The sequence below is a fragment of the Williamsia sterculiae genome, assembly GCF_900156495.1.
In the GTDB taxonomy this organism is placed as follows: Bacteria; Actinomycetota; Actinomycetes; order Mycobacteriales; family Mycobacteriaceae; genus Williamsia_B; species Williamsia_B sterculiae.
The window spans coordinates 324,987-345,847 of record NZ_FTNT01000003.1 but is presented as its reverse complement, the minus strand read 5'-3'; the positions used below and the strand labels follow the sequence as shown (position 1 = coordinate 345,847).

At 69.2% G+C, this 20,861-nt stretch carries 21 protein-coding genes and 1 tRNA gene; 8 read left to right on the top strand and 14 right to left on the bottom strand.

Going from position 1 to position 20,861, the window contains the following annotated elements; all coding sequences use genetic code 11:
- The first annotated feature begins 69 nt into the window (after nucleotides 1-69).
- Genes BW971_RS07185 through BW971_RS07175 form a run of 3 tightly spaced genes read left to right on the top strand, consistent with a single transcriptional unit; the run spans nucleotide 70 to nucleotide 3,220 of the window.
- Nucleotides 70-417, top strand: a complete 348-nt coding sequence (locus BW971_RS07185; protein WP_076477927.1) for a molybdopterin oxidoreductase — start codon at nucleotides 70-72, stop codon at nucleotides 415-417.
- Nucleotides 417-2,891 carry a nitrite reductase large subunit NirB gene (nirB, locus tag BW971_RS07180; protein ID WP_076477925.1) on the top strand — a complete coding sequence of 825 codons (2,475 nt, stop codon included), beginning with the start codon at nucleotides 417-419 and terminating at the stop codon, nucleotides 2,889-2,891. The genes BW971_RS07185 and nirB overlap by 1 nt, the downstream gene beginning before the upstream one ends.
- On the top strand, nucleotides 2,888-3,220 hold the full coding sequence (locus BW971_RS07175) for a Rieske (2Fe-2S) protein (RefSeq protein ID WP_076477923.1): 333 nt from the start codon (nucleotides 2,888-2,890) through the stop codon (nucleotides 3,218-3,220). Before nirB ends, BW971_RS07175 begins: the two co-directional genes overlap by 4 nt.
- Before the next feature lie 13 nt (nucleotides 3,221-3,233).
- Here the strand turns inward: BW971_RS07175 and BW971_RS07170 are convergent, their stop codons facing one another.
- From BW971_RS07170 to BW971_RS07145, 6 genes are all read right to left on the bottom strand, one after another.
- Nucleotides 3,234-3,542, bottom strand: coding sequence for a hypothetical protein (locus BW971_RS07170; protein ID WP_076478291.1), 309 nt, complete (start codon nucleotides 3,540-3,542; stop codon nucleotides 3,234-3,236).
- Nucleotides 3,543-3,604: 62 nt separating this feature from the next.
- A complete protein-coding gene (mshC, locus tag BW971_RS07165; RefSeq protein WP_076477921.1) occupies nucleotides 3,605-4,843 on the bottom strand; it encodes a cysteine--1-D-myo-inosityl 2-amino-2-deoxy-alpha-D-glucopyranoside ligase in 1,239 nt (412 codons plus the stop codon).
- Nucleotides 4,844-4,923: 80 nt separating this feature from the next.
- Nucleotides 4,924-5,766, bottom strand: coding sequence for an SCO1664 family protein (locus BW971_RS07160; RefSeq protein ID WP_143690232.1), 843 nt, complete (start codon nucleotides 5,764-5,766; stop codon nucleotides 4,924-4,926).
- Nucleotides 5,767-5,769: 3 nt separating this feature from the next.
- Complete coding sequence (locus BW971_RS07155; protein ID WP_076477919.1) at nucleotides 5,770-6,423, bottom strand: DUF3090 domain-containing protein; 654 nt, start codon at nucleotides 6,421-6,423, stop codon at nucleotides 5,770-5,772.
- 69 nt (nucleotides 6,424-6,492) lie between these two features.
- Complete coding sequence (locus BW971_RS07150; RefSeq protein ID WP_076477917.1) at nucleotides 6,493-7,212, bottom strand: histidine phosphatase family protein; 720 nt, start codon at nucleotides 7,210-7,212, stop codon at nucleotides 6,493-6,495.
- Between the two features lie 117 nt (nucleotides 7,213-7,329).
- Nucleotides 7,330-8,172, bottom strand: coding sequence for an undecaprenyl-diphosphate phosphatase (locus BW971_RS07145; protein WP_076477916.1), 843 nt, complete (start codon nucleotides 8,170-8,172; stop codon nucleotides 7,330-7,332).
- A gap of 86 nt (nucleotides 8,173-8,258) precedes the next feature.
- Here BW971_RS07145 and BW971_RS07140 point away from each other — a divergent pair, with 86 nt between their 5' ends.
- Genes BW971_RS07140 through BW971_RS07130 form a run of 3 tightly spaced genes read left to right on the top strand, consistent with a single transcriptional unit; the run spans nucleotide 8,259 to nucleotide 10,759 of the window.
- Nucleotides 8,259-9,326, top strand: coding sequence for a YncE family protein (locus tag BW971_RS07140; RefSeq protein WP_076477914.1), 1,068 nt, complete (start codon nucleotides 8,259-8,261; stop codon nucleotides 9,324-9,326).
- Nucleotides 9,327-9,368: 42 nt separating this feature from the next.
- Nucleotides 9,369-9,626, top strand: coding sequence for a DUF5703 family protein (locus BW971_RS07135; protein WP_076477912.1), 258 nt, complete (start codon nucleotides 9,369-9,371; stop codon nucleotides 9,624-9,626).
- Nucleotides 9,623-10,759, top strand: coding sequence for a quinone-dependent dihydroorotate dehydrogenase (locus tag BW971_RS07130; protein ID WP_076477911.1), 1,137 nt, complete (start codon nucleotides 9,623-9,625; stop codon nucleotides 10,757-10,759). The genes BW971_RS07135 and BW971_RS07130 overlap by 4 nt, the downstream gene beginning before the upstream one ends.
- Nucleotides 10,760-10,804: 45 nt before the next feature.
- Here the strand turns inward: BW971_RS07130 and BW971_RS07125 are convergent, their stop codons facing one another.
- Both BW971_RS07125 and BW971_RS07120 read right to left on the bottom strand, forming a co-directional pair.
- Nucleotides 10,805-11,347 (bottom strand): YbhB/YbcL family Raf kinase inhibitor-like protein, encoded by a 543-nt coding sequence (locus BW971_RS07125; RefSeq protein WP_076477909.1) that lies wholly within the window; start codon nucleotides 11,345-11,347, stop codon nucleotides 10,805-10,807.
- Between the two features lie 85 nt (nucleotides 11,348-11,432).
- Nucleotides 11,433-12,794, bottom strand: coding sequence for a M20/M25/M40 family metallo-hydrolase (locus BW971_RS07120; RefSeq protein ID WP_076477907.1), 1,362 nt, complete (start codon nucleotides 12,792-12,794; stop codon nucleotides 11,433-11,435).
- 120 nt (nucleotides 12,795-12,914) lie between these two features.
- Between BW971_RS07120 and BW971_RS07115 the strand changes: the two genes are divergently transcribed.
- A tRNA-Leu gene (locus BW971_RS07115) sits at nucleotides 12,915-13,000 on the top strand.
- A 161-nt stretch (nucleotides 13,001-13,161) separates the two neighbouring features.
- Nucleotides 13,162-14,217 (top strand): nucleoside hydrolase, encoded by a 1,056-nt coding sequence (locus BW971_RS07110; RefSeq protein ID WP_200799373.1) that lies wholly within the window; start codon nucleotides 13,162-13,164, stop codon nucleotides 14,215-14,217.
- Here BW971_RS07110 and BW971_RS07105 read toward each other — a convergent pair.
- The 6 genes from BW971_RS07105 to BW971_RS07080 form a co-directional block, all read right to left on the bottom strand.
- Complete coding sequence (locus tag BW971_RS07105) at nucleotides 14,190-15,305, bottom strand: MSMEG_0565 family glycosyltransferase (protein WP_076477906.1); 1,116 nt, start codon at nucleotides 15,303-15,305, stop codon at nucleotides 14,190-14,192. The genes BW971_RS07110 and BW971_RS07105 overlap by 28 nt on opposite strands.
- Nucleotides 15,302-16,153 (bottom strand): carbon-nitrogen hydrolase family protein, encoded by an 852-nt coding sequence (locus BW971_RS07100; RefSeq protein WP_076477904.1) that lies wholly within the window; start codon nucleotides 16,151-16,153, stop codon nucleotides 15,302-15,304. Before BW971_RS07100 ends, BW971_RS07105 begins: the two co-directional genes overlap by 4 nt.
- Nucleotides 16,154-16,208: 55 nt before the next feature.
- The gene (locus BW971_RS07095; protein WP_076478285.1) at nucleotides 16,209-17,603 is read right to left on the bottom strand and encodes an MSMEG_0567/sll0787 family protein; all 1,395 of its coding nucleotides are present in this window, start codon (nucleotides 17,601-17,603) and stop codon (nucleotides 16,209-16,211) included.
- Between the two features lie 22 nt (nucleotides 17,604-17,625).
- The gene (locus tag BW971_RS07090; RefSeq protein ID WP_076477902.1) at nucleotides 17,626-18,681 is read right to left on the bottom strand and encodes an MSMEG_0568 family radical SAM protein; all 1,056 of its coding nucleotides are present in this window, start codon (nucleotides 18,679-18,681) and stop codon (nucleotides 17,626-17,628) included.
- An 8-nt stretch (nucleotides 18,682-18,689) separates the two neighbouring features.
- Entirely contained in the window at nucleotides 18,690-19,214 is a 525-nt protein-coding gene (locus BW971_RS07085; protein WP_076478283.1) for an MSMEG_0572/Sll0783 family nitrogen starvation response protein, read from the bottom strand.
- 184 nt (nucleotides 19,215-19,398) lie between these two features.
- Nucleotides 19,399-20,850: an AMP-binding protein gene (locus BW971_RS07080; RefSeq protein ID WP_076477900.1), complete on the bottom strand. Its 1,452-nt coding sequence runs from the start codon at nucleotides 20,848-20,850 to the stop codon at nucleotides 19,399-19,401.
- Nucleotides 20,851-20,861: the final 11 nt, after the last annotated feature.

The following is a 20,861-nucleotide window of genomic DNA, read 5'->3' as shown; positions in this document are numbered from 1 at the left end:
AGCACATGCGAATCGACACGTAACACCGGCGCAAGTCGCTTTTCATCGCCGACCCGAATAGTCGGGTCCATGGCCAGTACCCCCAAGTTCCTGCAGGGTGTCTTCGGTTTCACCGGATCCGGGTTGACCAAGCAGGCACCGTTGGATCCGTCCCTGAGTTACGTCGTACCGCAGGGCATGACCGTGCAACCGCTCTACTTCCGGGGCGGTAACAGCTCCGACGAGTTGGTCTACGTCACCCTGCTGCGTGATCAGGCGCCGATGCGCTGGTTCCCGCTGGGTGCCCGCGGGTCGGTGAACATCCCGTTGCGGGTGGTCGAGGACGTCGATGCCGACTCGGTGCTCGAACTGGTCTTCGCGGCCCCCGAGGGGTGTACGGGCGAGCTGGTCATCGACTTCGGCATGGTGCAGTTCTGATGGCGAACCGGCTGGTGATCATCGGCAACGGGATGGCCGGGGTACGCACCGTCGAGGAGATCCTGGAACGCGACCGAGACGCCTTCGACATCACCGTCATCGGCGACGAGCCCTACGGCAACTACAACCGCATCATGCTGTCGCATGTGCTGTCCGGTGAGACAGCCCTCGACGACGAGGACCTGATGCTCAACCCGATGGGGTGGTATCGGGACAACGGCGTGACCCTATACGCGGGTGACCGGGCCGTCGCGGTCGATCGCTTCGCCAAGACCGTGACCTGCGAGAGTGACCGCGTCATCGGGTACGACACACTGATCTTCGCCACCGGCAGCAACACGTTCTTCCCCAACATGGACGGTCTGCGGGAACCCGACGGCCGGCTGGGCCGGGGGGTGTTCGGCTTCCGGACGATCGCCGACACCAACGGGATGCTGCAGATGGCCGCGTCGGGCGACGGTCTGCGCGCGGTGGTGATCGGTGGCGGACTCCTCGGCCTGGAGGCCGCGCACGGGCTGCGCACGCAGGGCCTCGACGTGGACGTGGTGCACTCCCCCGGCCATCTGATGAACCAACAGATCGATGAGCGCGGCGGCCGGGTGCTGCGCACCACCATCGAGGCGATGGGTGTGGGTGTGCACACGGCCACCCGCACCACCGCGGTGCTGCGCGACGACGCGGGTGCGGTGACCGGAGTCGGTTTCCGCGACGGCGGCAGCCTGCCCGCCGACATGGTGGTGGTCACCGCGGGTATCCGACCCAACGTGGACCTGGCCCGGGCGGCGGGGTTGGTGGTGGAACGCGGCGTCGTCGTCGACGATCAGATGCGGTGCGAGGACGAGGGTTCGATCTACGCGGTCGGCGAGTGCTGCCAGCACCGTGGCGAGGTGTACGGGCTCGTCGCGCCACTGTGGGAGCAGGCCACCGTGGTGGCGGACGTGCTCACCGGTACCGACCCGGCCGCGGAGTACCACGGGTCGCGGTTGACCACCAAGCTCAAGGTCGCGGGTGTGGACGTGGCCGCGATGGGTGTGCAGGGTCCCGAGCGTGAGACCGACGAGTTCGTGCAGTTCTACGAACCCCGTACCGGCGTCTACAAGAACGTCGTGGTCCGGGACAACAAGCTGATTGGTGCGACCCTGCTCGGCGACGTCAGCAAGGTGGGGTTCCTGACCCAGGCCTTCGACGAGAAGGTGCCGCTCCCCGACGAGCGCATCGGCATGTTGTTCGACCTCGGCGCCCCGTCGGAACAGGCCGGGGCCGCCGAGCTCGCCGACGACGCCCAGGTGTGCAACTGCAACGGCGTCAGCAAGGGTCAGATCGTCGAGCGCGTTCGCGACGGGGCGTCCACGGTGGGTGCCGTGGTCGCGGCCACCCGCGCCGGGAAGGGGTGCGGGTCGTGTAAAGGGTTGGTCGCCGACATCGTGGCCTGGGCCGCGGGCGGCGACCTGGCCGAGGACCCGTCGGTGAACTGGTACGTGCCGTGTATCCCGATGACCAAACCCGAGCTGATCGGCGCGGTCCGGATCAGCAACCTGCGGTCGGTGTCGGCGGTGTTCGAGGCGTTGGCGCCCGACGGTCCGGACGCCACCGCGAAGATGCCGCTGGCCTCCTTGTTGCGGGTGGTGTGGGGTCGCGACTGGGAGGACGAGCCCGGTGCCCTGTACATCAACGACCGCGTACACGCGAACATCCAACGCGACGGCACGTTCTCGGTGGTCCCGCAGATGAAGGGCGGGGTGACCAACCCCGATCAGCTGCGACGCATCGCCGACGTCGCCGACAAGTACTCCATTCCGATGGTGAAGATGACCGGTGGTCAGCGGATCGATCTGCTCGGGGTGCGCAAGGAGGACCTGCCCAGGGTGTGGGAGGACCTCGACATGCCGTCCGGGTACGCCTACGGCAAGAGCTTCCGGACCGTGAAGACCTGTGTGGGCACGGACTACTGCCGCTTCGGCCTCGGCGATTCCACCGCGTTGGGTATCGCGATCGAGGACCGCTTCCAGGGGCTGGAGTCGCCCGCCAAACTGAAGCTCGCGGTGACGGGTTGTCCGCGCAACTGCGCCGAGGCGTTGTGCAAGGACTTCGGGGTGGTGGCGATCGGCGACGGGCGGTGGGAGATCTACGTGGGCGGCGCGGCGGGCGCGCACATCCGCAAGGGTGACCTGCTGGCCACCGTCGACTCCGCCGACGAGGTCGTCCGGCTGTGCGGGCTGTTCATCCAGTACTACCGCGAACACGCCAAGTGGCTGGAACGCACCTACGCCTTCGTCCCGCGGATCGGTATCGAGGAGCTGCGGGCTGTCGTGGTCGACGACCGCGACGGGTCGGTCGCGGGTCTGCAGGAACGGATCGACGACGCGGTCGCCGGGTACCGCGACCCCTGGCGGGACCGACGTGAACCCACGTCGCCTGCCCAGTTCACCTCGGCGCTGCCGTTGCTGCCGCTGCCCCAGGTGCCGGTTCGATGACCGCCGAGGTCGTGGACGCCGGTACCGGGTTCGTCGCGGTCGGCAGCATCGAGGACATGACCCCCGGCGAGGGTCGCACCTACGTGGTCGGGGGTGTCCAGATCGCGGTGTTCCGACTCGGTGACGGGTCGGTGCGGGCCACGTCGGCGCAATGTCCACACCGTGGCGGCCCGATCGCCGACGGACAGATCGACCTCGACCGGGTGATGTGCCCCCTGCATCAGTACCTGTTCGCGTTCGCCGACGGGCGGTGTACCGACCCGTCGGTGCGATCGCTGCCGGTCTACCCGGCGCGGGTGGTCGACGGGATCATCGAGGTGGCTTTCTGAGGGCGCCGAGTGGTCAGCTGATGCGTTCGATGCTCACGACCGGAGTGGTGATGCGCCAGGTACGCACATCGGGATCGTCGGTGGCGCGGACCCAGAACTGGGCCGACTCCCCCACCCGGCACGACTTCACGCCGAGCAGCGGGATGTCCTCGGAATCACGACGGAGCTGGCTGATCGCCCAGGACTCGTCGTCGGAGCTGCCGACCCCCGGAGCTCGCAGGAGCGTCATCTCGTCGAAGTCCAGAAGGTAGGTCGAGGTCCGGGTCACCACCGTCCAGACACCCTCGGTGGTGTCCGGCTCGAGCTGATCTGCGTGCGCCACGGCGTAACTGTACCCAGCCGCCGGTCCGGCGAACGGGTCAGACCTGCGTGCGGGTCGGCCGCTCACACCGCGATCCCGAGCAGAGCGTCGACCGCCCTGGCCAGCTCGCCGGGCGCGGTTGTCACCGAACCGACGCCGTCGAGGGTGTCGTCGGTCCAGGCGTCCACGGCGACCAGCGCTTTCGGTGTGTCGAGGTCGTCGGCGAGGTGGGTGCGCAGCCGGTCGATGACGGGTTCGGCGGCGGGACCGCGCTCGGCATGCATCGCGTGACGCCAGCGGTCGAGACGGTGCTGCGCGGTGTGCAGCACGTCGTCGGTCCAGAAGCGGTCGGCACGGTAGTGGTCGGCGAACAGACCGAGCCGGATCGCTCCCGGATCCACACCCCGTTCGCGCAACTTCGACACCAGCACCAGGTTGCCGCGGCTCTTCGACATCTTCTCGCCGTCCAGGCCGATCATCCCGGTGTGCACATAGTGCCGAGCGAGACGCCGTGTCCCGGTGAGTGATTCGGCGTGTGCGGCAGAGAACTCGTGGTGCGGGAAGATGAGGTCACTGCCGCCGCCCTGGATGTCGAATTCCATTCCGAGCCGGTTCACCGCGATGGCCGAACACTCGATGTGCCAGCCGGGCCTGCCGGGACCGTTCGGCGAGGACCACGACGGCTCACCGTCGCGGGCCGCCCGCCAGATGACCGGATCGAGTTCGTCGCGCTTTCCCACGCGGTCGGGATCCCCGCCGCGCTCGGCGAAATACCGGACCATCGTCGCCCGGTCGTAGCGGGATTCGTAACCGAATTGCGGGGTCGCATCGGTGCGGTAGTAGATGTCGGGGTGCGCGGCGTCGTCGACCGTGTAGGCGGCACCCGACGCGAGCAGTGCGCCGACCATCTCGGCGGCCTCGTCCACCGATTCCACGGCGCCGATGTAGTCACGCGGGGGCAGTACGCGCAACGCGGTCATGTCCTCGCGGAACAGGTCGGTCTCCTGCCGACCGAGGTCGCGCCAGTCCACGCCGTCACGGTCGGCCCGTTCGAACAGCGGGTCGTCGACGTCGGTCACGTTCTGCACGTAGTGCACGTCGTGCCCGAGATCGAGCCACAGCCGGTTCACCAGGTCGAAGGCCAGGTAGGTCGCGGCATGCCCGAGGTGGGTGGCGTCGTAGGGGGTGATGCCACAGACGTACATCGTCGCCGTCGGACCGGGTGTGACCGGGGCCACCTCCCCGCGGGAGGTGTCGTAGAGGCGGAGCTGAGGACCGGTGCCGCTGATCTCGGGCACGGCGGGTTCGGACCACGACTGCATGCCCTCAGCCTAGGGTTCGCCGATCGACGGCCGTGACCGGAGGTCGCGTTCGTGGCCGTGACGGCCTCGGAACAGGGGCCTCAGAACGCGGGCCACGGGATCGGCCGCGCCCGGTCCGGTGTGGGCATGACCGGGTCCGACACCAGCGTTTCGGCGCGGTCGCGGAGGGCCGCGACCTCCTCGGCCGAGATCAACGGGCGCAGCCGGTCGCGGAGGTCCGTCCCGCGCGCTCCGGCCAGATCGTCGGCGAAGTGCTCGATGTCGGCGATGAGGTGCGCCGGGATCGGTTCCCCGGCCCACCCCCACAACACGGTTCGCAATTTGTCGTCGTGGTGCAGGCAGATCCCGTGATCGACGCCGTAGATCTGACCGTCCACTCCTTCGAGCACATGGCCACCCTTGCGGTCGGCGTTGTTGATCAGCACGTCCAGTACGGCCATCCGTTGCAGTCGTGGGTCGTCGGCGTGCACCAGCGCCACCCGGTCGCCGTCGGCGTCGAGTGCGCGCAGGATCGAACGCCACCCGTCGGGGACCGCATCCTCCGGACACAGGTCCACCACGTCGAGCCGACCCCGGGCGTGTTCCACCTCGTCGGGGGTGTCGATCCATCGCTGGACCATGCCCGCGCCGAACGGGCCGTCCCGCAACAGGGTGGTCGGGATCACATCCCACCCCAGAGCCCGGCAGATCTCGTACGACGCGACCTCGCGACCGGCCAGGGTCCCGGTGGCAAAATCCCACAGCGGCTGCTCGCCACGCACCGGCTTGTAGACACATCGCTCGCGACGATCACCGAGCACGGCATCGCACACCAGGGTGGCATTGCTGGCCGTGGGGATTCGCCCCAGGATCTCCAACTCACCGCCCGCCAGCACCGCGCCCGGGTCCGCACCACCGGCCTCCGGCACGGCGCCGACGCTCACCGATCAGTCTCCCGAGGCTTCGTCGTCATCGTCATCGTCCTGACGCAGACCGGGGTCGTCGAGGACCGACGGGTCGATGAAGTCGAGGGACTTGTCCAGCTCGGCTCCGCGCTTGTACCCGTTGGTGCGCACACACATGTGTCCGGACGGATCCAGGGGTTCGGCGCACAGCGGGCAAGGCTCCCGACCCGCGGAGATCACTCGGCTCGACCGATCGGCGAAATCGCGCGCCGCGCCCGTGGTGAGGAACACGCGAACCGCGTCGGGTCCCTCCTCGGTGTCGTCGAGGACCACGCTCTCGTCGAACTCACCTTCCGTGATGGCCAACAGTTCCACCACCACCGCCTCCGATTCGGCGTCCCAGCCCAGTCCCATGGTCCCCACCCGGAATTCGGCATCCACCGGCATGACCAACGGGCTCAGGTCGCCGACACCCTCGGCGTCCGGCGGCAGCGGGGTACCGAACCGCCGATGGATCTCCTCGAGCAGGGCACCGATGCGATCGGCGAGGATCTGCACCTGCTGCTTCTCCAGCAACACGCTCACCACACGCGACTCGTGGATGGCCTGCAGATAGAAGGTCCGGTCGCCGGGATGGCCGACGGTGCCCGCGATGAACCGATCAGGACTCCGGAACACATGGATCGCTCGTGACATGGCACCTCCTTCCCATCGAAGTCATTATCCCCCGCGCCCGACGGCGTGAGTCGGCCCGTCGCATGCGGGTCATGGCTGCGGTTCCGTCCCGGTCGAACCGCCCACCACCGCGTCGTCGGTGCCCGCGGTCGCCTGCGCCTCCTTCGCGGGGGGCGGACGGGGCACGGTCAGTCGGTGGCCCGTGTTGTTCACCGTATGCACATATGGCCGTGTCTCGCCGTACCTGATCACCGTGATCGACGCCGGGTCGACGACGACCCGCTGGAAGGAGTCGAGGTGACAGCCCATCGCGTCGGCGACCACCGACTTGATGACATCACCGTGGGAACACGCGATCCACACCGCGTCGCGCCCCTCGCCTGCGGCCGCGGAGAACTTCCGATCGTATTCCCTGATCGCGGCGACCGCGCGGGTCTGCACCGCGGCCAGACCCTCGCCACCGGGGAACACCGCCGCGGACGGGTGCTGCTGCACGGTGCGCCACAGCGGTTCGGAGACCAACTCCTTGATCGTCTTGCCGGTCCATTCGCCGTAGTCGACCTCGGCCAGCCGGTCATCGACGATCTCGTCGACGTGAACCGCATCCACCAGCGGGGCCACGGTCTGCGCGCACCGCAGCAGAGGTGACCGGACGATGGCGGCGAGGTCGGTGACTCCGGCCAGCCGCTCCACCAGGCCCGCCGCCTGCTCGGCACCCTTCTCGTCGAGCTGCACGCCTTCCGAACGCCCGGCCAGCACCCCGGAGGTGTTGGCGGTCGAACGGCCGTGGCGGACGAGGATGACGGTCACTGCTCTCACTCTAGGCGGCGTGGCCGAGGGCCCCGGTCCGGGCACACGTTCGACGCCGGTCCACTCGATCGCAACAACGGTCCACACGACGTCCCCACCCGCCGAACGCGCCGTCGCTCAGGTGGCGTTGATCACCCCGCCGGCAAGCAGGCCTAGTACCAGCACGCCGACGGCGATCCGGTAGCCGACGAACCAGTTCAACGAATGTGCGGACACGAACCGCAACAGCCAGGCGATCGACGCGTACCCGAGGACGAAGGCCACCACGGTGGCGACCAGCAACTGGACCCCGCTGGCCTGTAACCCCTCACCGCTGGGCGTGAACGCGTCGGGCAGGCTGAACAACCCCGACGCCAACACCGCGGGAATGGCCAACAGGAACGAGAACCGCACCGCCGCCTCGCGCTGCAACCCCAGGAACAGACCCGCGCTGGACGTCGCACCCGAGCGCGACACCCCGGGGATCAGCGAGAGGCACTGTGCCGCACCCATGACCAGGCCATCGCGCAACGTCAACTGCTCGAGCGGACGCTGCTTGGCACCCACCCGCTCGGCGACCGCGATGACCAGCGCGAACACGATCAGCATGGTCGCGATCACCCAGAGGTTGCGCGCACCGGTGCGGATCACGTCCTTGAAGACGATGCCCAGGATGCCGATGGGGATGGTCGCGAAGATCACGTACCAGCCGATGCGATAGTCGAGGTCGCGACGACTCGCGTCGAACAGTCCGCGAAACCAGGCCACGACGATCGACACGATGTCCCGGAAGAAGTACAGCAGTACCGCGGCCTCGGTGCCGAGCTGTGTCACCGCGGTGAACGAGGCACCCGCATCGTCGCCGAACCAGACCTCCGAGACGATCCGCAGGTGCCCCGAGGAGGAGATGGGGAGGAACTCGGTGAGCCCCTGCACCGCGCCGAGCACCAGCGTCTGCGCCCACGTCATGGAATCCGTCACGGCGCCACATCGTACGGGGCGAGAACCCCGACGGCCGAACACACCGCCGGGCGTCACCCGCCGGGTCCTGCGGCAGTATTGATCGCATGCGCAGGTTCGCGGTGGTGTGCGCCGCTGTGCTGTCCATGGTGCTGATCGCAGCCTGTGGCGGCGGAAAATCCGGAAACTCCCCCGACGTGGCGACAGTGGCCCCGGCGACGGCCGTTGCCGCACCCGCCACGTCACCCGGTCCGGCGGCGGGCCACACGGTCGCGGCACCGGGGTTCGGGTCGTCCCTGGCGGTCGGTGACGATCGGCTCGCCGTCCTGAACACCGCGGGTACCCGGGTGTCGTTGCTGCCGACCGATCGGGTGCGTGCCGCGTCGTCGCTGGACACGGTGGTCGGCGCGGTCACGGCGACACTGCCCTCGGCAGCGACCGCGATGAGCGACGTTCGCGACGGTCGCGTACTCCTGGCCGGACCGCACGCCCTGATGACCCTCGACGTGGCGTCGGGTGCGGTGACCAGCGGCGACCTCCCCGCAGGCACGCCGCTGAGTGCTCGGTGGTTGCCGGACGGTCGCGCCGTGATCGGGACCGACACCGGGCACGTGGTCGTGGTGGGCGTCGACGGCGAGGTCCAGCACGACATCTCCGGTCTGGTCCGGGCCGACGACCTCGCGGTCCACCCCCGCGACGGGGCCGCGCCGCAGGTCCTGGCCCTGGACCGCGCCCAGTCGTCGGTCAGTGCCGTCGACGTGGACGCGGGCACGATGGGCCTGTCCCTGCGTGCGGGTAACGGTGCGACCACGCTGACGGTCGACCACTACGGCCGCTTCCTGGTCGCCAACACCCGCGACGGCGAGCTCCTCGGCTTCGCCGGCGACCCGATGATCATGCGGTTCCGCTTCCCGGTGGCCGGTGGACCGTACGCCGTAGACTACGACGACGCCCACGCGCTGGCATGGGTGTCGTCCACCGGTGACAGTGTGGCGCGCGGATACGACCTGGCCTCGGGGGTGCCGGTGCTGCGGCATCGGCTGACCACGGTCAGCCAGGCCGACCACATGGTCGTCGACCCACGCGACCACTCGCTGTACCTGCTCTCGGCGAACGGTGCCGGGGTGCAGGTGGTCACGGCGGACGAGCAGGCGAACGCGGCTGCATTCGGGTGACGCGCGGCACGCACGACGAGCACGAGGACCGGTGATGACGCGGTGAGGAAGACAGCACGCGGGGGCACGACGCGCGGGTTCCCCCGGGAGTGGGACACCATCACCGCCGACGGCTACGAGTTCCTGCCGTTGCGTCTGCCCCCGGACGTGACCCGTCTCACCGCGTCGATCCGGTTGTCGATCGAGGCCGAGTTCAGCGGGTGGGAGATCTCCCGGGTGCGGCTGTACTCCGACGGCACCCGCAAGGTGCTGCTCAAACGTCGCATCCCACGACGCGGCGACACCGAGCTCAGCGCATGATCGACAGGTTGTCGACCGCGGTCTACCCGTGGCTGCTGCGGTTGATGTTCCTGCTGCCACCCGAGCGGATACATACCGTCGCCGCCGCCGTCATCGCGGGTGTCGGCCGCCTGGCCCCGCTGCGCCGGCTCGGTACCCACCTGCTCGGCACCCACGACCCGATCCTGCGATCACGGGTGTTCGGCATCGACTTTCCCGCCCCCCTCGGATTGGCCGCCGGGTTCGACAAGAACGCGACCGCCGTCGACGCCTGGGGCGCACTGGGTTTCGGTTATGCCGAACTCGGTACGGTGACCGGACGCGCGCAGCCCGGCAACCCGGCGCCACGGATGTTCCGACTACCCGGCGACCGGGCCATCGTCAACCGGATGGGTTTCAACAACGACGGTGCCGACGCGGTGGTCACCCGATTGCGGGCGCAACGCCCGGTCGGGTCGGTGCCGATAGGGATCAACATCGGCAAGACCAAGCTCGTCGAACCGGCCGACGCCGTGGACGACTATCTGTACAGCGCCCGCCTGTTGGCGCCGCACGCCGACTATCTGGTGGTCAACGTCAGTTCGCCCAACACCCCCGGCCTGCGCGACCTGCAGGCGGTGTCGTCGTTGCGTCCGTTGCTGGGCGCGGTGGTCGCCGAGGTGCGGATCCCGGTGCTGGTGAAGATCGCCCCCGACCTCGCCGACGACGACATCGACGCCGTTGCCGATCTGGCCGTGGAACTCGGGTTGGCCGGCATCGTGTGCACCAACACCACCATCGCCCGGGACGGGCTGCGCACCCCGGCGTCGGAGGTCTCCGCGATGGGTGCGGGCGGACTGTCGGGCGCGCCATTGAACGAGCGGTCGCTGCAGGTGCTACGGCGGGTGTACGGACGCGTCGGCGACCGGTTGACCATCGTGTCGGTCGGCGGGATCGAGACCGCAGATCAGGCCTGGGAACGCATCCGCGCGGGAGCCTCGCTGATCCAGGGCTACACGGGATTCATCTACGGCGGTCCGCTCTGGGCGTCGGAAATCCACCGCGGCATCGCCGAACGGCTGCGTGCCGGTGGGTTCGGGTCGCTGGGTGACGCGGTCGGCAGCGGCGCGGACACCGAACGCCGCGACCCCGGTGGGTGCGCGGCGCCCGGCTGAGTCCAGATGTACAACTGAGTCGAGATGGACAGCTGAGCCGCCCCCTCAGCCCTCCGGCTGCTCGTAGGTGCCGACGATGACAGCACGTCCGATGGCGTGGCTGAAGAGATTGAATCCGAGGAACGCCGGTGTCGCCCCCTCCGGCAGCTCCAGGGACTCCACGTCGACTGCGTGCACGGCCACGAGGTAGCGGTGCGGGCCGTGTCCGGGCGGCGGTGCGGCACCCACATAGCCTGCCTTGCCGGAGTCGTTGCGCAACTGCACCGCACCGGCGGGGAGGGCGCTGCCCTCGTCGTCACCCGCTCCTTCGGGAAGCGACGTCTCCGACACCGGGATGTCGGCGACGGCCCAGTGCCAGAAGCCGGACACCGTGGGAGCGTCCGGATCGAAGACGGTGACCGCGAAACTCTTGGTGCCCTCGGGAAAACCGGACCAGGTCAACTGCGGCGACGCGTCGTGCCCGCCCGCACCCATGATCCCGCTGACCTGCGCATTGCCGAGTGGTTCACCGTCGGTGACGCTGTCGGAGGTCAGGGTGAAACCCGGAAGTGCGGGAAGCGCTGCGTAAGGGTCTGGTGTCGGTGCCACGTGATTCCTCTCGGGAGAAGGTGTTCTCGCTGTGCTCGTCCATCATGCCCGCCCGCTGGGGTTGGACGGGTGCGTCCCGGCCCGCTCAGATGTGCAGCAGGAAGTGTTCGAGGACGTCGGTGCCGAACAGCAGCGCGTCGACCGGGACCCGCTCGTCCACGCCGTGGAACAGCGCGGCGAAATCGAGTTCGGGCGGCAACCGCAACGGTGCGAACCCGAAGCAACGGATGCCGATCCTGGCGAAAGCCTTGGCGTCGGTGCCACCGGACAACATGTACGGCACGGTTCGGCCGTTCGGGTCGAAGGCGAGCACCGCGTCGTTCATCGCGTCCACCAGATGTCCGTCGAAGGTGGTCTCATAGGAGTCGAGTTTGGTCACCCATTCGCGGGTGACGTCGGGTCCGATGAGGGCATCCACCTCGGCCTCGAAGGCGGCCTGACGACCGGGCAGCACCCGGCAGTCCACGACGGCGCTGGCGGTCTGTGGGATCACGTTGGCCTTGTAACCCGCCTGCAGCATCGTCGGGTTCGCCGTGTCGCGCAGGGTGGCACCGACGATCCGGGCGATGCTGCCCAGTTTGAACAGTGTGGTGTCCAGATCGGGCGCATCCGGGGAGAAGTCGAGCCCCGTCTCCTCGGACACGACGGCCAGGAACTGTTCGACCGACTCGGTCATCACCAGCGGGAACGTGTGCCGCCCCAGCGCTGCGACGGCCTCGGAGATCAGGGTGACCGCGTTGTCGGCGTGCAGGAACGATCCGTGTCCGGCCTTGGCGGTGGCGGTCAGCTTCATCCAGGCGATGCCCTTCTCCGCCGTCTCCACCAGGTACAGCCGACGTTGGTCACCACTCGGTGTGTCCACGGTCAGCGAGAACCCGCCGACCTCCCCGACCGCGTCGGTGATCCCCTCGAACAGGTCGGGACGGTTATCCACCAGCCAGTGCGAACCCCACCGACCACCCGCCTCCTCGTCGGCGAGGAACGCGAATACGATGTCACGGGGCGGGACGGTGCCGTCGCGGCGGAACTGTCTGGCCAGGGCGATGGCCATGCCGACCATGTCCTTCATGTCGATGGCCCCGCGACCCCAGATGTAGCCATCAGAGACGGATCCGGAGAACGGGTGCACGCTCCAGTCGGCGGCCTCGGCCGGGACCACGTCGAGGTGGGAGTGCAACAGGAGCGCCCCGCGACTGCGGTCGGCGCCCTCGAGGCGGGCGAACACGTTGCCGCGGCCGGGCTGGCCGGATTCGACGTATTCGGTGGTGTACCCCACCTCCTCGAGTTGTTCGGCCACCCATCGAGCACACTCGGCCTCGCCGACGGTTGTCGCCAGCTCACCGGTGTTGCTGGTGTCGAAGCGGATCAGCCGGCTGACCAGGTCGACGACCTCGTCGGTGGCGCGCGGGCTGTTCGGGCTGTCTGGACGATCGTTGTGGTCGCTCACCTTGTCATTGTTAGCACCGTCGGACGTGTGCCCGCCGAGATGGTGATTTGGGATGCCGACCGGCCGTCGGCTAGTGTTATCCCTCGCTGACCGCGGGTCTCGACGGACCGCGTGTCGTATGTCCGAGTGGCGGAATGGCAGACGCGCTAGCTTGAGGTGCTAGTGCCCTATTAACGGGCGTGGGGGTTCAAGTCCCCCCTCGGACACCGGAGCAACGGCCGACATCGACAACGATGTCGGCCGTTTCCCGTCGATCGTGCCGTCATCCACGTCGAGCGGGCCGTGGTCGGCCTCGAGCGGGCCGATATCCGACTCGACCGGGCGCTCGTTCCCGTCACGCGCAGGCCACCCGTGACAGGATCGACCGGTGAGCGACCTCCCCCTGCTGTTCGACTGCGACACCGGTATCGACGACTCGCTGGCGCTGCTGTATCTGCTCGCCCACCCCGAGGTCGACCTGCGCGCCGTCGTCTCCACCGCGGGCAATGTGCCGGTCGACGTGGTGACCGCGAACAACCTGGCCTGGCTCGGACTGTGTGGCCGCGACGACATCCCCGTCCACACCGGGTCGGAGCAACCGCTGGCCGCACCCCTGAGGACCACCGAGGACACCCACGGACCACTGGGAGTCGGCTACGCCGATCTCCCTGCCACCACCTCGACCGCCTCTCGCGACACCGCCGCCGATGCCTGGATCGCGTTGTCGGAGCGGTACTCCGGCGAGCTTGTGGGCCTGGTCACCGGCCCGACCACCAACCTCGCCCTCGCCATCCGTCAGGACCCCGCGCTACCGTCGCGCCTGCGCCGGTTGGTGATCATGGGCGGTGTGTTCTATCACCCCGGTAACACCTCCCCGACCACCGAGTGGAACGTCGCCGTCGACCCGGAGGCGGCGCACGAGGTACTCACCGCCTTCGGCACCGGCGGCGCACCCGCCCCCGTCCTCTGTCCGCTCGATCTCACCGAGACCATCGTGATGACCCCTGACCACCTGGCGCGGTTGGCCGCGGCCGCGGACAGCACCCCGGTGGAGACCCCGTCACCGGTCGACGACCCGGGTACCCGTTCGGTCGCCGACAATCCCGTCGTCGCCGCGCTGACCGACGCGATCCGCTTCTACTTCGAATTCCACGCCGCCCACGACGAGGGCTACATCGCGCACATGCACGACCCGTTCGCCGCCGCGGTGGCCCTGGACCCGTCCATCGTGCGGACCCGGCCGGCCTGTGTGGACGTCGAACTCGACGGCACCCTCACCCGCGGCACCACCGTCGCCGACGAACGCGGGATGTGGGGTCGTCCGCCCAACGCGGAGATCGCAACCCGCACCGACCCCGATGCGTTCTTCGACGACCTCGTGACCACGGTGGCGCGACTGGCGGCCGCCGTCGGCACTCAGCGGCGCAGCGGGTTCTCGGCGTAGAAGCGCAGGTGCGCGGCCGCCGCGCTCTGCCAGGTCAGCGACGCGGCCAGCCGCCGTCCCGCGTCGGCACGTGACCCGTCACCGGAATCGTCCAGTGCTGCGGACAACTCGGCAGCGAAACCCCTCGGATCCGAGCCGTACCGCACGGTCGGGCCGAACACCTCGCGCAACACCGGCAGGTCGCGGGCCACCACCGGCCGTCCCGCGGCGAGCGCCTCCATCGCGGCGAGCCCGAAACCCTCCTTGGTCGACGGGAACGCGAACGCGTCGGAGGCCGCCACCAGCGCGGGCAACGCATCGTCGTCGACCGGCCCCAGGACCACCGGCGTCACCCCTAGTTCCCGTGCACGACGGTCGAACTCGGATCGATATGCGCGGTAGTCGAACAGCGTCTCGCCACCAGCGAACACCAGGGACACGCCGTGATGATCGCACTGCAGACGCGCATAGGCCTCGATCAGATCGATACTGCCCTTGCGTGGCTCGATACCACCGACGGCGAGTACGTACGCACCCAATCGATCCCGCCACCGCGCCCGTCCCGCAACCGCGGGCGGCGCCCACGACGCCGCATCGGCGAACCGCCGAGCGACCACACCGTTGGGTATCACGGTCGGCGACAGACCCCATCCCGTGGTCACCTCGTCCGCCACCGCACGGGAGACGCAGATCCGCGCGTACGGTTCCACGACCGCCTTCTCGTGACAGTCGGCCAGGACCGGGGTGGTGAACTCGTCGAGGTGGTGGATGGTGCGGATACACGCTCCCACGGCGTTCGCGCTGATGCAGTCCTGGGCGTGCACCACGTCATGGTCGTCGGGGGTGAACGCGGCGCGCAGGGTGTCGATGGAGCGGATGATGCGATCGGTGACGGACTCGTCCTCGCGCACCGGGAAGTCGACCAGTCGCAGGCGGACTCGTGGATCCACGGCACGGAAGAATCCGACGTCACCCGCGCGGGCCAGCGACCACACGGTGACCTCGGCTCCGGCGTCCGCCAGCGCCTCGGCGAGATTCAGGGTGTGCACCACACCACCGCGCGGTTTGGTGGAGTAGGTGATCAAGGCGACCCGGGGTCCCGGGTTCACGACGTCACCGTCGGTCCGCGTTCGAGATCGTAGGTCGCGCTACGCCGTTCGGTGAGGTGGCTCAGAGTTCTTCGTGCGCGGGCGATCTCGGCGTCGATGTCCATGGCGACGGACGCCAGTCCGCCCTTGGACCTCGTGGTCGCCAACACCTCACCCCCGGGTCCGACGATCTTGGCCTGTCCGAGGAAGCGCAGGCTGCCCATCACCCCGGTGTGATTCGCGGACACCACCACAACCTGGTTCTCGGCGGCCCGTGCCGCGTCGTACAGGTCGAAGAGCCGCGACTGCCGGTCCGCGGGCAGTCGGGAGGCGCGATCGGTCACGCTCGCCGGCCACGCCGACAACGCCGCGATCGTCACCGCACCGTCGAGGGCGAGGGTCCGCGCGGATTCCGGGAACGTCTTGTCGTAGTCGATCAGCATCCCCAATCGCCCGACCGGGGTGTCGAACGCCCGGAACGCGTCGCCGGCGGCGTAGGCCAGGGACTCCCCGATCGGTTGATGGACCTTGCGATGGGTACCCAGGATCCCGTCCCCGGTCACACAGATCGCCGAGTTGTACCGGTAGGCGTCGGCCGCCTCGGCATACCCCACGCACACGGTCATCGGCCCGGCGGCGGCGATGACGGCCGCGATCTCGGGACCGTGTGGGTCGAGGGCGGGTGGCAGCTCCGTGGTGTCCGGGTCCACCAGGTCACCGATGTACCCGCCCAGCGCCGCGTCGGGGAAGACCAGCAGGTCGACCCCGTCGCGGCGCGCGGCCTCCATGATCCCGATGACCTTGGCCAAGGACCTGTCGAGGTCGCGCCCGAAATTGGCCGCGACGGCTCCCAGGGTGATCGGCGACATGACAGCGGATCCTATGCGCCCGAGGGCGCCACCGCCGCGGGTGCATCGCGTCCGGTCATGCGCGACCCAGCCCGGTGACGGCCGCCGCCACCGCCGTCGTCGTCGCACCGTCGGGCCAGCGCAGACGCACACCGGGCCGGTCGACGAGTACCCCCACCTCCGCGCAGCGGACACCGTTCGGCAGCCCCTCGGGGGACGCGGCCGCGGCTCGGTCGGCGGTCAACATGGCGAACCCGGGAAAACAGGTCAACCAGGACCCCATGTCCGCGACATCCGGACGCGGTATCGATGTCACGTCGAGTTCCACACCCGCGCCACTCGCCTCCGCGAGCATGCCCGCGGTCCCGGCCAATCCGGCCATGCTCACGTCCTTGGCCGCGCGGGGTGACAGGTCGGCCACCACCCGATTCATCGACCGGAGGTCCGCCGCAGACCGACCCGTAGTCGAGTCCCATTGCGTCCCATGGTGTCCGGGACGCCATCGACCGTCGAGATCGGCGATCAGCCGGAGCCGATCGCCGACGCTGGCACCACCGGCACGGATCGGCCGGGTGGTGGTACCCAGCGCGGTCACGCTGAGCGAGGCAGGCACACCGACCTGGGTGTGGCCGCCCAGGACGGGGACGTCCCACGCCGCGGCGGCGTGGGCGATACCCCGGACGATCCGGGTGAGCACCGAGCGGGTGGGTGCGCCGACGGCGTCGAGCAGTCCGGTCGGACGGGCCCCCATCGCGGCGAGGTCGTTGAGGTTGACCAGGACCGAACACCATCCGGCCCACTCCGGGTCGCGTTCCACCATCGACGGGATGATCGCGTCGCAGGCGGCGATGGTGTCGCCGCCCGGCACCGGCACACCGTCGTCACCGCGAAAGCCCGGCGGCCCGAGACCACCCGCCTGCTCGGCCAGCGGTGCCAGGACCTCGGCGAGATACGACTTGGTGCGGTCCGTCGCGGACTGGATGGTGTCGATGGGCGACCGCATCCGGCTGTGGCCCACGCCGGCCACCTCACAGTCGGAGAGTATCGTCCAGCCGAGCCGGGTGAACATCGCCCAGTGGCGCCGCTGCACGGTGGCCTCGAAACGCAGCACCCCGTGCTCCTGGGCGTGGGCACAGGCCGCACGCACCAGGGCCGCGCCGATTCCGCTCGCGTGGGCGCCGCGCGCCACGACCAGGCGGGACCCCGTCCACCAACCGATGTCCGGGACGCCATGGGGCGACAGTCGCACCCCGCCGAGCACCGCGTCGTCGGCACCGGTCGCGACCAGGACGACGGCGCGCGGGTCGTCGTCGACCTCGTCGTGGTCGTCACCGGTGAACAACCCCTGCTCGTCGACGAACGTCTCGCGGCGTAGTCGCCGGTAGGCGGTCAGCTCGCTGCCGCCGTCGACCCGCCGAACCAGGAAACCCGGGGTGACGTCGGCGCGACGGCGTCCGGACAGGATCGACATCTCGGCGGTGTGTGCGGCCACGTCACCCTCCAACGTTCTGGAGCACGCTGCAGGCTCCGCACGCCGCGCATCCGGCACGCTGACCTGACCCAGCCATGTCCGCCGCCACCAGCATCTCGGCGACCCGTCTGCTGACCTTCTCCACCACCGTCGCGTCGGGAGCCCGCGCACCGTCGACATCCACCGCCAACGTCCCGGGTTGCGGACGCAGCGGCACCACGAACGGGTACACGCCGATCTCGATCAGATCGGCGGCACCGGCGACGAGTTCGTCGATGTCCTCACCGAGACCCACGATGAGGTACGTGGACACCTGATTACGACCGAATACCCGCACCGCCTCGGTCCATGCGGCGCGATAGTCGGAGATCGGTACCGTCGCCTTCCCCGGCATCCACGCGCGACGGACATCGTCGTCGAGCGACTCCACGTGTATGCCGATCGCGTCTGCGCCCGCATCTCTGAGCTCGGTGATGGTGGACAGGTCGGCGGGCGGCTCACACTGCACCTGGATGGGCAGGGCGGGGACGCGGGCGCGCACCGCACGCACGCAGCGGGCCAGGTGGCGTGCCCCCCGGTCGCGGCCGGCGGACGTACCCGTGGTCATCACCATCTGCGACACCCCGTCGAGCCGGACGGCCGCCTCTGCGACGTCGGCGAGATCCCCGGGACGTTTCACGGCCTCCGTCTGGTCGGCGCGCAGCGACTCCTCGATGGAACAGAACCGACACCGTTGGTCCGCGCGGTAGCGGACACAGGTCTGCACGACGGTCGTCGCCAGCACGTCGCGTCCGTGCAGCTTCGCGATGCGTTCGTACCTGATCCCGTCGTCGGTGTACAGGTCGTAGAACGCGGGGCGCGCCACCGCCATCACGTCCAGCCCGGTGTCGGCGCCGTCATACAGCACGCGACCACCGTCGAAAACGAAAGGGCTGTCCGGGTTCCGTGGAATCGCCGCGTTCAGCCCGTCGATGACCAGGTGCCCGTCGTCACTGGGACCGGCGCCTGCCGTCCGGCTGACGGGTGGGCTGCCGCGAATTCCGAGCAACGCCAGATCCACTCGGGTGGATGCGGTCACGTCGACTCCTAGACCATGTAGGTCGAGTTGATGATCGCACCCTTGCGTGCGTAGTGGATGACGGCATCCTGTACGTCGAGGGGGTGCGCCGGGATGACACCCGAGATGAGATCCTCCTCGCGGCCACCGTGCAGGGCCAGTCCGAAGCGGCAGCAGAACACCGTGCCCCCTTCGCCGATGAACGTCTCGAGGGCGTCGTTGATGTTCTGCTCACCTGGGAACCCGTTGTCCCCGGTGGTCGGGAAGCCGCGGGTGGACAGGCAGTTGATAGATCCGGGGCCGTAGAAGTACAGCGCGGAGTCGAAACCCTTGCGCAGGGCGCGGGTGGCCTGCAGGACCGCGACGAAGCTCACCGACGACTCGTGGGCGATGCCGTGGACCAGCGTGAAATAGGTCTCGCCGTCCTCGGCCTGGTAGTCGGGAAAGATCTTGGTGCCGCCGTAGATGTTGGAGCCCTTGGGCAACGACGGGTGCGGTATCTCCGCCAGTGAGGCCTCGATGTTCTCGGTGATGGTGGCGTCGAAGTCGGACATGGGATTTCCTCCTGTGGTGCGCGCGCCGGCGCGGTGATGGGTGTTACCCCCGACGTCGTGTCGGGTCCCGCGGATCGGTGGTCGGCGTTGACCACCGATCCGGAGTTCGAGGATCGACACCCCGCGGTGACCTCAGTACATCGGTGTCGAATTGCGTTGTGGTTGTTGATGGAATAAGCGCGTGTTACATCATCGGGATGGTGTCCGACAGCACCGCGGCGCGGCGCACCTTGCCCGCGGCGTTGCGCAACGGTGTCCGGCGCAGGGCGATCGGACCGGGGACGCAGTGACCGGGCAATCGGTCGCGGACGAAGTCGTGGAGTTTCCCCTCATCGACCTCGTGGTCAGCGATGTCGAGAACCACTGCGACCCGGTCGGTGTCGGCGTCGCGGTATCCGCACACCACCACGTCGCGCACCGCGTCGTGGTCGGACAGTCGTTGCTCGAGATCCGCGGGGTAGACCGGGTCTCCGCCGCAGTCGATGGCGTCGTCGGCGCGGTCACGCACGGTGAGATAGCCGTCGTCGTCGACGAATCCGACGTCGCCGAGGCTGTCCCACCCGTCGTCGTCCCGGTGGGGTGTGCGACCGAGGTAGGTGTAGCGGGCCGGGCCGGGCCGCCGCATCCAGATCTGCCCCGTCTCCCCCGGCTCGGCGGTCCGTCCGTCATCGCGCAGGATGCGCAGTTCGGTACCGCCGATCGGGCGTCCCACGCTCCCGGGGTGGTGGAGCCAGTCCGCGCCGTCGATCATCGTCAACCCGTTGGACTCGGTGCCGGCGTACACCTCGACCACGCGGTCGGGGCCCAACCAGGAGATCAGCGCCCGTTTGTCGTCCACCGGACAGCGAGCCCCGAGGTGCAGCACCGAACGCAGCGCGGCGGTGTCCACGCGGTCGCGGTGCGACGCCGGCAGTCGCATCAGTCGGTGGATCATGGCCGGTGACAACAGGGTCCAGCCGATCCGGTGGGCACCGAGCAGGTGGGCCACCGTGGCTTCGTCGTTGCGGCGGGTCAGCACCAGGCAGTGGTCGGTCATCAAGCCGCGGAAGGCGTAGGTGAACGAGGCCGAGTGCCACAGCGGCCCGGTGACGAGCTGGCGGACCGCGCGCGGCAGGAACGGCGCGACCGGGGTGTCGGGGTCGAACCGGGCCGGGGTGGTGGACCGGACGATCTTCGGGGTCCCGGTGCTCCCCGACGAGGCGGGCGCCTTCCACGACGACGCCCAGGCGTCGGCCGGCGGGGTGTCGGGGGTGCGGGGGTCTGGTCGGTGTCCGTCGGGTAGCCAGGGCACCGTCGGATCGGCGGGCGGCGTGCCGACCACCAACCGGGGGCGGGCCAGACGTTCGAGCGCGGCGCGCTCGCCTTGCGCCAGGTCGGGATCCATCGGTAGCGGGGTGGCACCGGCTTTCCAGATCGCGGCGCACGTGACGACGAACTGTGGTGAGGTGGGCAGCGCCACGACGACCAGGTCGTCGGTACCGACTCCGCGGTCCAGCACATCGCGGGCCAGACGGTTGGACGCGCGGTCCAGGGCGTCGGCGGTCAGGGTCTGCCCGGTGTCGGCGTCGGTCACCACCACCTGTGCGGGGTGTTGCCGGGCCCGCCGGGTGATCAGGCGCGAGATGGATTGCTGCACGGTCCGTCCCG

What these genes read in the sequence shown, in the direction of transcription:
- BW971_RS07100 (WP_076477904.1), bottom strand. Translation starts at nt 16,153, where the DNA reads ATGTCGCCGATCACCCTGGGAGCCGTCGCGGCCAATTTCGGGCGCGAC.
- BW971_RS07155 (WP_076477919.1), bottom strand. Translation starts at nt 6,423, where the DNA reads ATGTCACGAGCGATCCATGTGTTCCGGAGTCCTGATCGGTTCATCGCG.
- BW971_RS07085 (WP_076478283.1), bottom strand. Translation starts at nt 19,214, where the DNA reads ATGTCCGACTTCGACGCCACCATCACCGAGAACATCGAGGCCTCACTG.
- BW971_RS07175 (WP_076477923.1), top strand. Translation starts at nt 2,888, where the DNA reads ATGACCGCCGAGGTCGTGGACGCCGGTACCGGGTTCGTCGCGGTCGGC.
- BW971_RS07130 (WP_076477911.1), top strand. Translation starts at nt 9,623, where the DNA reads ATGATCGACAGGTTGTCGACCGCGGTCTACCCGTGGCTGCTGCGGTTG.
- mshC (WP_076477921.1), bottom strand. Translation starts at nt 4,843, where the DNA reads ATGCAGTCGTGGTCCGAACCCGCCGTGCCCGAGATCAGCGGCACCGGT.
- BW971_RS07185 (WP_076477927.1), top strand. Translation starts at nt 70, where the DNA reads ATGGCCAGTACCCCCAAGTTCCTGCAGGGTGTCTTCGGTTTCACCGGA.
- nirB (WP_076477925.1), top strand. Translation starts at nt 417, where the DNA reads ATGGCGAACCGGCTGGTGATCATCGGCAACGGGATGGCCGGGGTACGC.
- BW971_RS07095 (WP_076478285.1), bottom strand. Translation starts at nt 17,603, where the DNA reads ATGTCGATCCTGTCCGGACGCCGTCGCGCCGACGTCACCCCGGGTTTC.
- BW971_RS07140 (WP_076477914.1), top strand. Translation starts at nt 8,259, where the DNA reads ATGCGCAGGTTCGCGGTGGTGTGCGCCGCTGTGCTGTCCATGGTGCTG.